The sequence below is a fragment of the Nocardioides sp. CF8 genome (assembly GCF_000389985.1).
Taxonomy (GTDB): Bacteria; Actinomycetota; Actinomycetes; order Propionibacteriales; family Nocardioidaceae; genus Nocardioides; species Nocardioides allogilvus.
In genome coordinates this window covers 3142717-3156091 of sequence record NZ_CM001852.1, presented here as the reverse complement: position 1 = coordinate 3156091, position 13375 = coordinate 3142717, and the positions used below count along the sequence as shown (strand labels likewise).

Here is a 13375-nt window from a genome sequence, read left to right as displayed (position 1 = left end):
TCGACCCTAGTCCCGTCGACGCGTGGCCGGGACGTCCGCGCGGCCGGGTCGAGGAGTCGTACCGCCGGGCGGGCCCTAGGCTTGTCCGCACATTCCCCGGTTGGTCTGCCGGCAGGGCCCGCCTGACTTTGAATCAGGACTAGCGACGTAGGTTCGACTCCTACCCGGGGAGCAAGTTCTTGCGGCCGCGCGCCTGCAGGCGGCTGCCCACCAGGCTGACGCAATCGCAGACGTCGCAGCGGGTGCCCTAGCCTCGTTGCGTGGCGGCATCGATATCGCGGGTCCTTCGGCGAGGTGATCGTCCGTGGCTGAGGCACCCCGCGCAGGTCGTGGTCGTCGCCTTCGCGGTGACCATCCTTGTGGGTGCGGCCCTGCTGATGCTCCCCGTGGCCCGGACCGACGCGGCGAGCGCACCGTTTATCGTCGCCCTGTTCACCTCCACCAGCGCGGTGTGCGTCACCGGGTTGGTCGTCGTCGACACACCGTCGTACTGGTCGACCTTCGGTGAGGTCGTGATCCTCGGGCTGATCCAGATCGGCGGGTTCGGCATCATGACGCTGGCTTCGCTGCTGGGGTTGTTGATCTTCCGCCGGCTGGGGCTGCGCTCACGACTCACCGCCGCGACCGAGACCAAGGCGACCGGGTTGGGCGAGGTCCAGACGGTGGTGAAGGGGGTCGTGGCGATCAGCCTGCTCTTCGAGACGGTCACGGCGACGTTGCTCACGCTGCGCTTTGCCTGGGGGTACGACGAGGAGTGGGGCCATGCCGCCTACCTCGGGGTGTTCCACGCGGTCTCGGCCTTCAACAACGCCGGCTTCGCCCTGTACTCCGACAGCTTGATGGGGTTCGTGTCGGACCCCTGGATCTGCCTGCCCATCGCCTTCGCGGTGATCGCCGGCGGGCTGGGGTTCCCTGTGTGGCTCGAGCTGTACCGCCGTTTCCACCCCACGTGGGCGTGGAGCATGCACACCAGGATGACGCTCATCTTCACCGGCGTCCTGCTGCTCATCGGCACCGTCTTCGTGACGGCCAGCGAGTGGAACAACCCCGCCACCCTGGGCGCGCTCGGTGCCCCGGACCGTCTCCTGGCGGGCTTCTTCCAGGCCGTGATGCCGCGAACGGCCGGCTTCAACAGCCTCGACTACGGCCAGATGCGCGACGGCACGCTGCTGGGGACGGAGATCCTCATGTTCATCGGAGGCGGGTCGGCGGGCACGGCTGGCGGCATCAAGGTGACCACGTTCATCTTGTTGTTCTTCGTGATCTTCGCCGAGGTGCGCGGCGAGAGCGACGTGACAGCCTTCGGTCGGCGGATCGATCCTCGCGCCATCCGCCAGGCGCTGACCGTGGCGCTGCTGGCCCTGGGGGCCGTGGTGGCCTCGACCCTGGTCATCTTGCAGCTGAGCGACGTGGCCACCGAGGACGCCCTGTTCGAGGTGACCTCTGCCTTCGCCACGGTGGGGCTCTCGACCGGCATCACCGCAGGTCTTCCGCCCTCTGCCCATCTGGTCCTGGTGCTGCTGATGTTCGTCGGGCGGCTGGGTCCCATCACACTGGTGTCTGCGCTCGCCATGCGGGAGCACTCGCACCTTCACCGTCTCCCGGAAGGTAGGCCTCTCATTGGCTAGGAACAGTTCTCAAGGCGTGGTCGTGGTCGGCCTGGGTCGCTTCGGCCGCTCGTTGGCCCTGGAGCTCACCAAGGAAGGGGTCGAGGTCCTCGGCGTCGACTCCGATCCTCGAGTGGTGCGTTCGCTCGCGGGTCGACTGACCCATGTCGTGGAGGCCGACTCGACCGACCTGGAGGCCATGCGCGAGCTCGGTGTCGCCGAGTTCGACCGTGCCGTCGTGGGCGTCGGCACCAACCTCGAAGCCAGCATCCTGTCGGCCTCGGTGGTGCTGGAGCTGGGTGTCCACAACGTCTGGGCCAAGGCGATCAGCCAGTCGCACGCGCGCATCCTCGACCAGATCGGCGTGCACCACATCACCCGCCCTGAGCACGACATGGGCAAGCGCGTCGCCCACCTGGTGACCGGCCGGATGATCGAGTACATCGAGTTCGACGACGGCTATGCCTTCGCCAAGACCAAGCCGCCCCGCGCCCTGATCGGCCGCAGCCTCGGGGGCTTCGGGGTCAGGCAGGAGTACGGCATCACGGTCGTCGGAGTGAAGGCGTACGGCGAGGACTTCACCTACGCCACCCAGAGCACCGTGCTCCAGGAAGGAGCCGAGATCATCGTCTCCGGCCCGAAGGACAAGGTGGAGAAGTTCAGCGCACTCGGTGACGAGGGGGGCCACGGGCCCCGGATCGAACGCAGGAACCCGGGTTCAGCCTGGTGATCCGGGGCGCAAGGTCTCAGGCGTCGTAGTCGACGCGGACCGTCGGTGTGGTCGGGCGGGACTGGCAGGGCAGCACGTAGCCCTCCTCCACGACGGCGGGTGACAGCGCGAAGTTCTGTTCCATCGCGACCGAGCCCAGCACGACCTTCGCGCGGCAGGTGCCGCAGGCTCCGCCCAGGCAGGCGTACGGCGCATCCAACCCGGCCTTCAGAGCCGACTCGAGCACGGTGTCCCCGGCATCGAGGTCGACCTCGTGCTGGCTTCCGCGCAGGCTGATCGCGACCGTGGCCGGCTCGAAGCCGTCGGTCACCGACGCCGTCTGGTAGCCGTGGAAGAGCTCCACGTGCACGCGGTCTGGCTCGGCGCCGTGCTCGAGGAGGAGGCCATGCAGGTCACCCACCATCTCGACGGGGCCGCACAGGAACCACTCGTCGACGTCGGCCACGGCGAGGTCGGCGGCGAGCCACGTCTCCAGCCTCGGGCGGTCGACCCGGCCACGGAGGTCTGCCGGGTGCCGCGGGTCGCGCGAACGCACGTGGATGATCCGCAACCGGTCGGCATAGCGCGCTTCCAGGTCGTCCAGCTCCGCGCGGAACATCGTGCTGTCGGCGTCCCGGTTGCCGTAGACCAGCGTGAAGCGGCTCTCGGTCTCGACGGCGAGGGTGGTCTGCAGGATCGACAGCACCGGGGTGATGCCGCTGCCCGCGACGACGGCGACGTAACTCTTCGTGGCGAGGGGGTCGAGCGCCGTACCGAACGAACCGGTGGGCGTCATCAGGTCGAGGCTGTCGCCGGGTCGGAGCTGCTCCATCGCGAAGGTGGAGAAGGCGCCGCCGGGGATGTGCTTGACGGCGATCGCCAGCGTGCCGGAGGTGGCCGATGAGCAGATGGAGTAGTTGCGGCGGACGTCCTCGCCACCGAGATCGGTGCGGACGCTGATGTGCTGGCCGGGCTCGAAGGAGAACTGCTCGCTCAGCTCGCCGGGCACGTCGAAGCGGATCAGCACGCTGTCGTCGGTCAGCCGGTCGACGCCGGCGACCCGGACCGGGTGCAGCTTCGCGGCGTGGGCCGACGAGCGCTTCGGCATGCGGACCGGGAGGAGCCGGGCCAGCTTGCCGTTGAGTCGCTTCCAGTCGCGGTACTCGTCCGCGTCGAGCTGCTGGCCGAACACGGTGCCGATCGCGGCGTCCCGCTCGAGGTAGGCCTCCTCGTTGCGCCGCCAGGCCGCGACGTAGCGGTGGAACGGGATCGAGGGGTGCAGGTGGTGGACGAGGTGGTAGTTCTGGGAGAGGAGCAGGGGCGTGAGGATCCACTCGGACCCGACCCGGTTGCGGGTGGCGCGGTAGCGGTTCTCCTGCTGGGTGTCCTCGAGGTCGTGGTGCGGCAGCCAGTCGAACCACCAGGCCAGGACGAACATGGCGACCCGCTCAGGGATCAGGTAGACCACGGCCAGCGTCCACAGGTGTCCGGTCAGGGCGCAGGCGACGATCACGACACCGCTGAGAACCAGCAGGGCCGCGGTCTCCAGCACCTCGGCCCGCGGCCGACGGCGCACGTTGCGCACCAGGAACGCCAGATAGGGGACGTGCATCAGGGCGAACCGGACGGGGACCTGCCACAGCGGGGCTCCGCTGACGAAGTGGTCGGGGTCGTTGTCCTCGTCGTTGGTGTTGCGGTGGTGCTCGATGTGGATGAACGCGAACGACTTGAACGAGATCAGCGGCGAGACGAAGAACATCGCAACCCGGCCGAACGCCACGTTGACCCAGCGGCGGGTGCTCACGGAGTAGTGCGCAGCGTCGTGCAGCACGGTGAAGAGCACGAAGATTGCGGTCGCGCTGAGCAGGACCGTCGCCAAGGTGGGGAGCCGGTCGGTCAGTGCCGCCCACGTGGACAGCGTGAAGACCGTGAGGGCACCGGTGAAGATGGCGACGATGGGCAAGGAGATCGACGGGACCCGCTCGCCGGGATCGGGAAGCGCGTGCCGCGGGGCCGTGGGTCGGGCTGTGGTTGCTGACATGCTCCGCAACCTAGGAACCGCGAACGGCTCCCGCCAGAGGTGCCGGGCCCATCCGCGTGTGCGGGCCGCACATGCCGGTCAGTGGTGGGCGGATGCCGGAGCGAGCACCACCGGGCCGAGCACCTCGGCCATCGCCAGCGCGGCATGGAGCTCCGCGATGCGCTCGGTCGCGGGCCGTCCCCGACGTTCCTCGGCCCGGCGCAGGCGCTGCAGGACGGTGTTGCGGTGCACGCCCAGCGCCTCGGCCGCGGCGGCCAGCCCACCCTGGGCGTCCAGCACGGCCAGCACGGCCCGCCGTTCCTCCTGCTCCCGGCGCCCCTGGGCCGCGAGCGCACCGAGCTCGGATGCGACGAAGTCGCGAGCGAGGTCGAGGTCGCCGCTCATCGTGTCCACGAGGGCGATCTCGGCGTACGGCGTCACGGGGGCTGCGAGGTCGGCGAGCTCGACAATGCGCTGCCCGCGCAGCGCCTGCGCGTGGGAGTCGCGGAACCCGCCGGGACCTTGCGCCGGGGTGCCGAGGCAGACCCGCACCGTCGGAGGGAGTCGGTCGGCCAGCGGCGCGACGCCCGCCCGCGACAGGTCGGGAGCCCGTGTGGTCGACACCCAGCCCCACAGTGCCTGGACGCCGTCCGGGACGAGCAGGGGGTGTGGCGCTCCGAAGTGGACCCCGACCGCTGTGCCGACGCGCGCGAGATCGGTGTCGTCGCGCTCGGTCCAGCAGACGAAGCCGGTCTGCCAGCCGGTGAGCCGGTGGGACAGGACGCGCTCGGCCTGGCCGAGGTCCGTCCGGTCGCCGGCGATCAGGGCGCGGACCGCGTCGGTGCGGGCGGCGCGGGCGCGGTTCTGGATGCGGTCCAGCTCGGCGACGTACTCGGAGGCGACCTCGCTGGAGATGCGGTCGGTGTAGGCGAAGGCGAAGCGCTGCAGGTCGGCCACCACGGCCAGGGCGAGCGCCGGGTCGGGCACGAAGCTGGTGACCCCGGTCAGGATGCGCTCGGTGAAGTAGGCGTGGCCGATCCGGTAGAAGCGCAGCATGACGTCGACGCTGTAGCCGCGGGCCGCCATGGCGCGCGCGTGCTCGAGGGCGGTGACCGGGGCCGTCGCGGCACTCGCGACGATGCCGTGGCGGATCATCGACAGCGCTGCCTCGAGGTTGGACGAGCACGACCCGAGCGTGAGGCCTCGGAGGTCGTCGTCGGCGCCGGCCTCGGGGATGCGGTCGAGGATGTGCTCGAGCATGTCGTCGGCGTACGACGACACGTCCGCCAGCAGTCCGGCGGCCGTGCGGCGCAGCTCGCTCAGCACGGGCTCGGGCAGGCCCGCCGACTCACCAGCTCGTGCACCCATGACCGGAGACTAGCGAGGTTGGCGGGCCCGACCCCGACCGCGATCGGTCGGAGTCGGGCCCGCGAGGCTCACGCGACGAAGGCGCGCACTCCCTGGTAGGTCCCCAGGTCCGAGAGCAGTGCGAGGTGGCCGACGCAGCCGACGTGCTTGTTGGTCGCGCCCGAGAGCGTGACGGAGCTGTCGGGGTTGATCGTCTCGTCGCACGACGACCAGAAGGTGCCGTAGGCGACCGGGCCGGGCGTCTCGTCGCCGGAGTTGAGCGACGTCAGGAAGCTCGAGCCGATCCGCATCTCGCCGCACGAGGTGTTGAAGCACCAGTTGGCGCTGTCGGTGCCGTGGTTGGGGCCGCCCAGGCTCACCCAGTCGTCGACCTTCGGCTGGCCGCCGAGGTTCTTCAGGTAGTAGCGCGAGGACAGTCCACCCATGGAGTGGGTGACCACGTCGACCGTCGCCGAGCCGGTCTGCTGGCGCACAGAGTCGATGTAGGTCGCCAGCTGCTTGGCGGTCGTGACGTTGGACTGACCGGTGTTGTACTGCCACGCGAACAGCTCGGAGCTGGCATAGCCGTCAGCCTTGAACCGGCTGACCATGGTGTCCCAGTTGCCGGCGCTGCCCATGTAGCCGTGCACGAACACGATGGGCTGACGCTCTGCTGCCTGGACCGACTGCGTCGGCACGAGCACGGTGGCGAGGGTGGTCAGTGCTGCGAGCAGCACGGTGGTGATGAGTGGACGCTTGGTGCGCACGGGTTGTTCCTCCCAGAACTCCCGCGGCGGCGATTCCGCCGCAGGCGGGCGCGACACCGACGAACCTGCCCAGTCCCCCGACGCCGACCACCGCACCTCTGTGCTGCGGAAACGTATCGGCGGGGGAGGGGCCCGTCAATGGGTTCCTACGGTTCCGTAGCCATCGGGCGACGCCCGCGCCGACGCCGGGTCGCGGGACGCTGGCAGACTGCGCTCATGGACAACCTCACCGTGATCGTGCTCGCCGCCGGCGGCGGCACCCGCATGAAGTCCAAGACGATGAAGGTGCTGCACCCGATCGGTGGGCGCTCGATGATCGGGCACGTGCTGAGTGCCGTGCAGGCGATGGAGCCGCAGCGCATCGTGGCCGTGGTCGGTCACCAGCGCGACCAGGTCGGGCCGCACATCCAGTCGCTCGTGCCGGGGGCCGTGCTCGCCGTGCAGGAGACGCAGGACGGCACCGGTCACGCGGTGCGGGTCGCGATCGAGGCCTGCGGTACGACGAGTGGCACCGTGATCGTCGCCGCCGGCGACACCCCGCTGCTGCGGGGGGAGTCGCTGCGGGAGTTCGCCGCTGAGCACGAGGCGGCCCAGCGAGCGGTCAGCATCCTGTCCGGCATCGTCGCCAACCCGTTCGGCTACGGCCGGATCATCCGCAACGCCGAAGGTGACGTCGAGGCGATCGTCGAGGAGAAGGACGCCACGGACGAGCAGCGCCGGATCGCGGAGATCAACTCGGGGATCCTGGCCTTCGACGCGGAGTTCCTGCTGGACGCGCTGCCGCGGATCAAGAACGACAACAACAAGGGCGAGTACTACCTCACCGACACCGTCCAGCTCGCCCGCGACGCCGGCCTCACCGTCGGCGCCCACCCCATCGACGACGTCATGCAGACCGAGGGCGCCAACGACCGCGTCCAGCTCGCCGAGCTCGGCCGCCTGCTCAACGATCGGATCGTCACGCAGTGGATGCGCGACGGCGTGACGGTGATGGACCCGGCAACGACGTGGATCGACGCCGACGTGCAGCTCGCCCAGGACGTCACGATCCTGCCCGGCACCCAGCTGCTGGGCGCGACGGTCGTGGCCGAGGACGCGGTGATCGGGCCGGACACGACGCTGAAGGACTGCGAGATCGGCGCCGGCGCCCGGGTCGTGCGCACCCACGCCGAGCTCTCGGTCATCGGCGACCAGGCGGTCGTCGGGCCGTTCTCCTACCTCCGCCCCGGCTCCCAACTGGGGGTGAAGGGCAAGATCGGCGCCTTCGTCGAGACGAAGAACTCCCACATCGGCGACGGCGCGAAGGTGCCGCACCTGTCCTACGTCGGCGACGCCGAGATCGGCGAGGGCACCAACATCGGTGCCGGCACGATCTTCGCCAACTACGACGGTGTCGCCAAGCACCGCACGGTCGTGGGCAAGCACGCGCGTACGGGCTCGAACAACACCTTCGTCGCGCCGGTCACGATCGGCGACGGCGCGGGCACCGCGGGCGGCACGACGGTCCGCCGCGACGTACCCCCCGGGGCGCTCGCCGTCAGCAGCGGTCCGCAGCGCAACCTGGAGGACTGGGCGCAGGCCAGGCGGCCCGGCACGGCCCAGGCAGACGCGGCCGAACGCGCACGTGAACAGCAGGTGTCTCACGTCACCGGGTCCTCGGTTGGGATCGAGGGCTCCGGTAGTCCAGAATCCTGACGATGGCACTCCACCCCCCGATCGAGGAGTCGCAGCGCGTGAGCGGTTTGAAGAAGACCACCGAGAAGAACCTCATGATCTTCAGCGGCCGGGCTCACCCCCAGCTCGCCGACGAGGTCTCCGTCCTGCTCGGCCAACCGCTGGTGCCGCAGTCGGCCTACGAGTTCGCCAACGGCGAGATCTACGTCCGCTACGAGGAGTCCGTCCGCGGGTGTGACGCCTTCGTCATCCAGAGCCACACGTCGCCGATCAACGAGTGGATCATGGAGCACCTGCTCATGGTCGACGCGCTGAAGCGGGCCTCGGCCAAGCGGATCACCGTCGTCATGCCGTTCTACGGCTATGCCCGCCAGGACAAGAAGCACCGCGGCCGCGAGCCGATCTCGGCCCGTCTCGTCGCCGACCTCTTCAAGACCGCCGGTGCCGACCGGCTGATCACGGTCGACCTGCACGCCGACCAGATCCAGGGCTTCTTCGACGGTCCCGTCGACCACCTGATGGCGCTGCCGATCCTTGCTGACTACGTGCGCGAGAAGTACGGCGACCAGGAGCTCGCCGTCGTCTCGCCGGACGCCGGCCGGATCAAGGTCGCCGAGCGCTGGTCGGCCCGACTCGGTGGCGTGCCGCTGGCCTTCATCCACAAGACCCGCCGGACCGACGTCGCCAACGAGGTCGTGGCCAACCGCGTCGTCGGTGACGTGAACGGCAAGATCTGCGTCCTCACCGACGACATGATCGACACCGGTGGCACGATCGTGAAGGCCGCCGACGCGTGCGTCGCCGCCGGTGCCGCCGGGGTGGTCATCGCTGCGACCCACCCGATCCTCAGCGATCCGGCCGTCGATCGCCTCAAGAACTCCTCGGCCGTGGAAGTGGTCATCACCAACACCCTGCCGGTGCCCGAGGACAAGCAGTTCGACAAGCTCACCACGCTCTCGATCGCCCCTCTGATCGCCCGCGCGATCCGCGAGGTGTTCGAGGATGGTTCGGTCACGAGCATGTTCGACGGTCACGCCTGACCATCGCGGCCACGGACGCGCCCTGGCTGCGTCGTCCTCCGCGGATTCGCGCCACGCCCGAGAACGCAGGTAGTCTTCTCAGGTTGCCTCGGCGAGGGAGCCCGTCAGACCCAGGGACTCCGTGATCGACAGGGCCGGCCCTTGAACAACGCCGCGCTCACGATCCGGAGCGTGGCGTTTGACGTTTCCGGCGCAGGCCCACCACACGTCGTACGAAATCAAGGAGACCCACATGTCTGAGACCGAGAAGATCACCGCGGAGACCCGCACCGAGTTCGGCAAGGGCGCTGCCCGCCGCATCCGTCGCGACAACAAGATCCCCGGGGTCATCTACGGCCACGGCGCCGAGCCCCTCCACGTCACCCTGCCGGGTCACCAGACGATGATGGCGCTCAAGAACGGTGGCGCCAACGCGCTGCTCGCCCTCGACTTCGACGGCACCGAGCACCTCGCCCTGACCAAGCAGGTCCAGGTCGACCCGCTGCGCCGCCTCATCGAGCACATCGACTTCGTCACCGTCATCCGTGGCGAGCGCGTCGTGGTCGACGTCGCCATCCACGTCGTCGGCGACCCCGCCCCCGACACCCTGGTCGTCACCGAGAACAACACGATCCAGGTCGAGGCCGAGGCCACGCACATCCCCGAGTTCTTCGAGGTCTCGATCCACAAGGCCCCGGCCGGCACGCAGATCCACGCGAAGGACCTCGTCCTGCCCGCGGGCACGACGCTGGCCGCCGACGAGGACCTCCTGCTCGTCAACGTCACCGGACAGATCTCCGCCGAGGCCCTCGAGGCCGAGCTCGCCGAGGCCGAGGCCGAGGCCGGCATCGAGCACGACGCTCCCGAGTCCGAGACCGGCGAGGACGCCGGCGAGGCTGCCGCCGAGGGCGACGCTTCGGAGTGATCCACCTGTTCAACTGGCTGCGCCGCATCGGGTCTCCCGGTGCGGCGCGGTCGCATTTCAGCCGGAGCGTTCCGGGCTGGAAGGATGAGCACATGAGTGATGACGTGTGGCTGGTCGTCGGCCTGGGCAACCCCGGGCCGGCCTATGCCGGACACCGCCACAACGTGGGCTACCTCGTGACCGACGAGCTGGCCGCCCGGATGGGCAGCGGGTGGCGCGCCCACAAGACGGGTCGCGCCGACGTGGTCGAGGGACGCTTGGCCCCGCCCGGCACGCCCGGTCCGCGGGTCGTGCTGGCGCGCCCGCGCGGCTACATGAACGAGTCCGGCGGCCCGGTGAAGGCGCTCGCGACGTTCTACAAGGTGCCGCCGGAGCGCATCATCGCCATCCACGACGAGCTCGACATCGCCTTCAACACGCTGCGGGTCAAGCTCGGGGGCGGCGACAACGGCCACAACGGGCTGCGCTCGATGCGCGGCAGCCTCGGCACCGGTGACTTCTACCGGGTGCGGGCCGGCATCGGCCGGCCGCCCGGTCGCCAGGACGTCGCCGACTTCGTGCTGTCCAACTACAGCACGGTCGAGAAGAAGGAGCTGCCCTTCCAGGTCATGGATGCGGCCGACGCCGTCGAGTCGCTGATGACCGAGGGCCTGGAGAAGACGCAGCAGCGCTTCAACTCCTGACCGGGCTCAGGCCTGCCCGTCCCAGGCCCGGGCCCGCGCCTCGAGCTCCGCGATCCGCTCGGCGAGGCGAGGACCCGGAGCAAGGCCGACCGCGTCCAGGACGGCCCGCCACCGGTGGGCCCAGTCGTGTCGACGCAGGGACGTGGTGACGGCGGCGTGCCGCGCACGCGCCAGCCGCTCGGGGTCGCGGTCGAGCTCCTCGATCACGTCCACGACCTGGGGGGCCGGGGCCGGGACGGGGAAGATCGCGTCGGTCCAGGGGAAGGCGTCGACCCACTCCGGGCTGTCGGGCGCGGTGCCGAGGATGAGGGCGCCCGCGCCCTGTGCCTCGAAGTAGCGGGTGGTGAGGGACTCCTCGCCCCCGGTCCGGGCCAGCCGACCCGGCTCGTCGTTGATCTTGTAGACGACCGAGAACCGGGCCCGCTGCAGCAGCGCCGCCTGGGCCGTCCGGTGCTCGGCGTGGCCGGTGACCTCCCACTGGCCGCGGACGGTGTCGTAGTGGTAGAACAGCGAGCCCTCGCGCAGGGCTTGGAGGAGCGGGGCGTGGGTGCCGGTCAGGCGCCTGCCGTAGCTGACGACGTCGACGCTGCGGCTCGGCTCGGCGGGCCCGGGCGGCGCATAGCGCAGCATGTCGACGGCAGTCGGGAGGTAGGAGCACGGCACGCCCGTGAGGTCGGCGACGGCGTCCACGACGCCCTGGTTCGACACGATCACGTGGTCGAAGCCGCGCAGCTGGCGGAGGTAGTCGGCGACGCCCGGCACCTGGGTGCTCCAGAGCTCGACGATCCATGCCACCCGCTTCGAGGAAGCCTGCACCTGCGGCGCGAGGTGCGGCAGCATCCCGATCTCGTTGGCGTCGGCGAAGACGGCGAAGAACAGCTCGGCCTCGCGGGGCGGGCCCGTCGGGCCAGACATCACAGCCCGGCGGTCGCGTCCGACCACACGACCCGCGCGGTTGAGGACGCCGCGGGTGAGCCGGCCCGCCGGGCCGCCTCGTCCCGGGCCCGGCAGGCACCAGTCGACGTCGTCGACATCGGCGATGACGTCCTCGAACTCATAGGTGGACGCGTGCCAGACCTGCTGCTCGACAGAGCGTCGGGAAGCGACGACGACACGCGCAGATCCGTCCATCCGCGCAGCCTAGGACCGGCCCGCGACCGGGGGAGCCGGATGCGCCAGGCATTCCCAAGACTGGTGAAAGCGGCGTGAGCAGCGCGACCTCATCGCCGCGACGATCGATCATGACGGTGCTCGGGAACATCGCGGACGAGGGTGCGAAGGAGCAGAGGAGTCGAGATGGACCGATTTCCCCCGGCCCGGGTTGCTGCCCGCCGGTCACGACAGGCGCTGATCAGCGGGCGTGAGGCGATGATCTTCGCCGTACCCGACAGGTGGCGCGACCGGGTGGCGGCCGCCCTGCCGGCACGACTGGTGCCGCCCGAGATGCGGCCCGGCTTCTTCGACCACTTCTTCGACGAGGGCGATCCCTTCGGCTTCGACCGCAACCCGGAGGAACGGCTGAAGTTCGACAGGACGCTCGCGGTCTGCGGCGACGGCCCGCTGGGACGCGTCCTCGAGCTCGGCTGCGCGGTGGGGTCCTTCACCGAGGTCCTGGCAACGCGCGCGAGCGACGTGCTCGCCCTCGATGTGTCGCAGGCGGCCGTCGACCAGGTCGCCCGGCGGCTGCAGGACCAGCCGAACGTCCGTGCCGCGGCGATGACGATCCCGGCCGAGTTCCCCGACGAGACGTTCGACCTCGTCGTCGCCTCCGACGTCTTGTACTACCTGTCGGTCGAGGAGCTGAAGCGCTGCGTCACCCGGATCGAGGCCTGCCTCGCCGCCGGCGGCGCGTTCGTCGCGGTCCACTACGTCCCGCGCATGGGCAGCGTCCTCAACGGCGACGAGGCCCACGACGTCCTCGTCGCCCACACCACGCTCACGCACGTGCTCGCCGAGCGGACGGAGTTCGGGGCGGGACGGACCTATCGGGTCGACCGCTTCGAGAAGGCCTGAGCCGTCCGGAACCGCGTCAGAGGGGTGAGCCCGGGCAGACCGTGCCCGCAGGGGCCTCCGCCCGCTCGAGCCAGTCCTCGCGCCACAGCGGCAGGTGCTCGCGGGCGCAGAACCAGGCCCCGGACGTGAAGTGCCCCTTGCAGATCACGTCCTCGAGCGCGATGCACTCCTGCTTCATGTGCAGCATCTGGCCCGTGGTCTCGTTGAGCAGTCGCTCGACCCGGCTGCGGACCCGGAAGGACTGGCCGCAGTACTGCGCCATCTCGTGGGTGAACATCAGCCCCCGGTGGGCGGCACCCGCGTTGAGGGTCCTGCCGATCTCCTCCTTCGTGCGCACCCGCACCCATTCACCGGGCTGGAGGCCGAGCTTCTCGCCATCGACGCGCTGGTCGCCCGCGACCTCGAGGGGCAGGTAGGGGCGCAGCCCCGCCTTCCTGGCCAGCTTGGTGACCAAGGCGCTCGAGCCCACCCGCACGAGCTCCGGGACTCCGATGTTGCCGACGCGGACCTCGCGGACGTACTGCCCGATCGCCTTCTCCGGCAGCGGCGTCGTGGCGCCCGTCGCCTCCGTCGCCTGGCAGCGGAACACCTCACCGAGCTCGGGGTCCGTG

At 70.1% G+C, this 13375-nt stretch carries 12 protein-coding genes and 1 tRNA gene; 8 read left to right on the top strand and 5 right to left on the bottom strand.

Features of this window, described 5'->3' with window-relative positions:
* Window positions 1-93: 93 nt before the first annotated feature.
* The 3 genes from CF8_RS15415 to CF8_RS15405 all read left to right on the top strand — a co-directional run bounded on the left by CF8_RS15415 (window position 94) and on the right by CF8_RS15405 (window position 2337).
* Window positions 94-172, top strand: a tRNA-Gln gene (locus CF8_RS15415).
* 88 nt (window positions 173-260) lie between these two features.
* Window positions 261-1628: a TrkH family potassium uptake protein gene (locus CF8_RS15410; protein ID WP_010834035.1), complete on the top strand. Its 1368-nt coding sequence runs from the start codon at window positions 261-263 to the stop codon at window positions 1626-1628.
* A gap of 22 nt (window positions 1629-1650) precedes the next feature.
* The gene (locus CF8_RS15405; protein ID WP_232211523.1) at window positions 1651-2337 is read left to right on the top strand and encodes a potassium channel family protein; all 687 of its coding nucleotides are present in this window, start codon (window positions 1651-1653) and stop codon (window positions 2335-2337) included.
* A gap of 16 nt (window positions 2338-2353) precedes the next feature.
* Here CF8_RS15405 and CF8_RS15400 read toward each other — a convergent pair whose 3' ends face one another.
* The 3 genes from CF8_RS15400 to CF8_RS15390 form a co-directional block, all read right to left on the bottom strand.
* Window positions 2354-4357 (bottom strand): fatty acid desaturase, encoded by a 2004-nt coding sequence (locus CF8_RS15400; protein WP_010834033.1) that lies wholly within the window; start codon window positions 4355-4357, stop codon window positions 2354-2356.
* 78 nt (window positions 4358-4435) lie between these two features.
* Window positions 4436-5704, bottom strand: coding sequence for a helix-turn-helix domain-containing protein (locus CF8_RS15395; protein ID WP_010834032.1), 1269 nt, complete (start codon window positions 5702-5704; stop codon window positions 4436-4438).
* A 68-nt stretch (window positions 5705-5772) separates the two neighbouring features.
* Window positions 5773-6450, bottom strand: a complete 678-nt coding sequence (locus tag CF8_RS15390; RefSeq protein ID WP_010834031.1) for an esterase/lipase family protein — start codon at window positions 6448-6450, stop codon at window positions 5773-5775.
* Between the two features lie 216 nt (window positions 6451-6666).
* On the opposite strand from CF8_RS15390, the gene glmU reads away from it, so the two are divergent.
* The 4 genes from glmU (at window position 6667) to pth (ending at window position 10751) form a co-directional block, all read left to right on the top strand.
* The gene (gene glmU, locus CF8_RS15385; RefSeq protein ID WP_010834030.1) at window positions 6667-8145 is read left to right on the top strand and encodes a bifunctional UDP-N-acetylglucosamine diphosphorylase/glucosamine-1-phosphate N-acetyltransferase GlmU; all 1479 of its coding nucleotides are present in this window, start codon (window positions 6667-6669) and stop codon (window positions 8143-8145) included.
* Window positions 8146-8147: 2 nt separating this feature from the next.
* Complete coding sequence (locus CF8_RS15380; RefSeq protein ID WP_010834029.1) at window positions 8148-9164, top strand: ribose-phosphate diphosphokinase; 1017 nt, start codon at window positions 8148-8150, stop codon at window positions 9162-9164.
* Window positions 9165-9396: 232 nt separating this feature from the next.
* The gene (locus CF8_RS15375) at window positions 9397-10068 is read left to right on the top strand and encodes a 50S ribosomal protein L25/general stress protein Ctc (protein ID WP_010834028.1); all 672 of its coding nucleotides are present in this window, start codon (window positions 9397-9399) and stop codon (window positions 10066-10068) included.
* Window positions 10069-10160: 92 nt separating this feature from the next.
* Entirely contained in the window at window positions 10161-10751 is a 591-nt protein-coding gene (gene pth, locus CF8_RS15370) for an aminoacyl-tRNA hydrolase (protein WP_036491190.1), read from the top strand.
* A gap of 6 nt (window positions 10752-10757) precedes the next feature.
* Here pth and CF8_RS15365 read toward each other — a convergent pair whose 3' ends face one another.
* Complete coding sequence (locus CF8_RS15365) at window positions 10758-11882, bottom strand: glycosyltransferase family protein (RefSeq protein ID WP_010834026.1); 1125 nt, start codon at window positions 11880-11882, stop codon at window positions 10758-10760.
* Window positions 11883-12047: 165 nt separating this feature from the next.
* Between CF8_RS15365 and CF8_RS21110 the strand changes: the two genes are divergently transcribed.
* Window positions 12048-12764 (top strand): class I SAM-dependent DNA methyltransferase, encoded by a 717-nt coding sequence (locus tag CF8_RS21110; RefSeq protein ID WP_084622897.1) that lies wholly within the window; start codon window positions 12048-12050, stop codon window positions 12762-12764.
* 16 nt (window positions 12765-12780) lie between these two features.
* On the opposite strand, the gene CF8_RS22605 is transcribed toward CF8_RS21110, so the two are convergent.
* On the bottom strand, window positions 12781-13375 hold a 595-nt coding region (locus CF8_RS22605; protein WP_198016855.1), incomplete at its 5' end, for a hypothetical protein.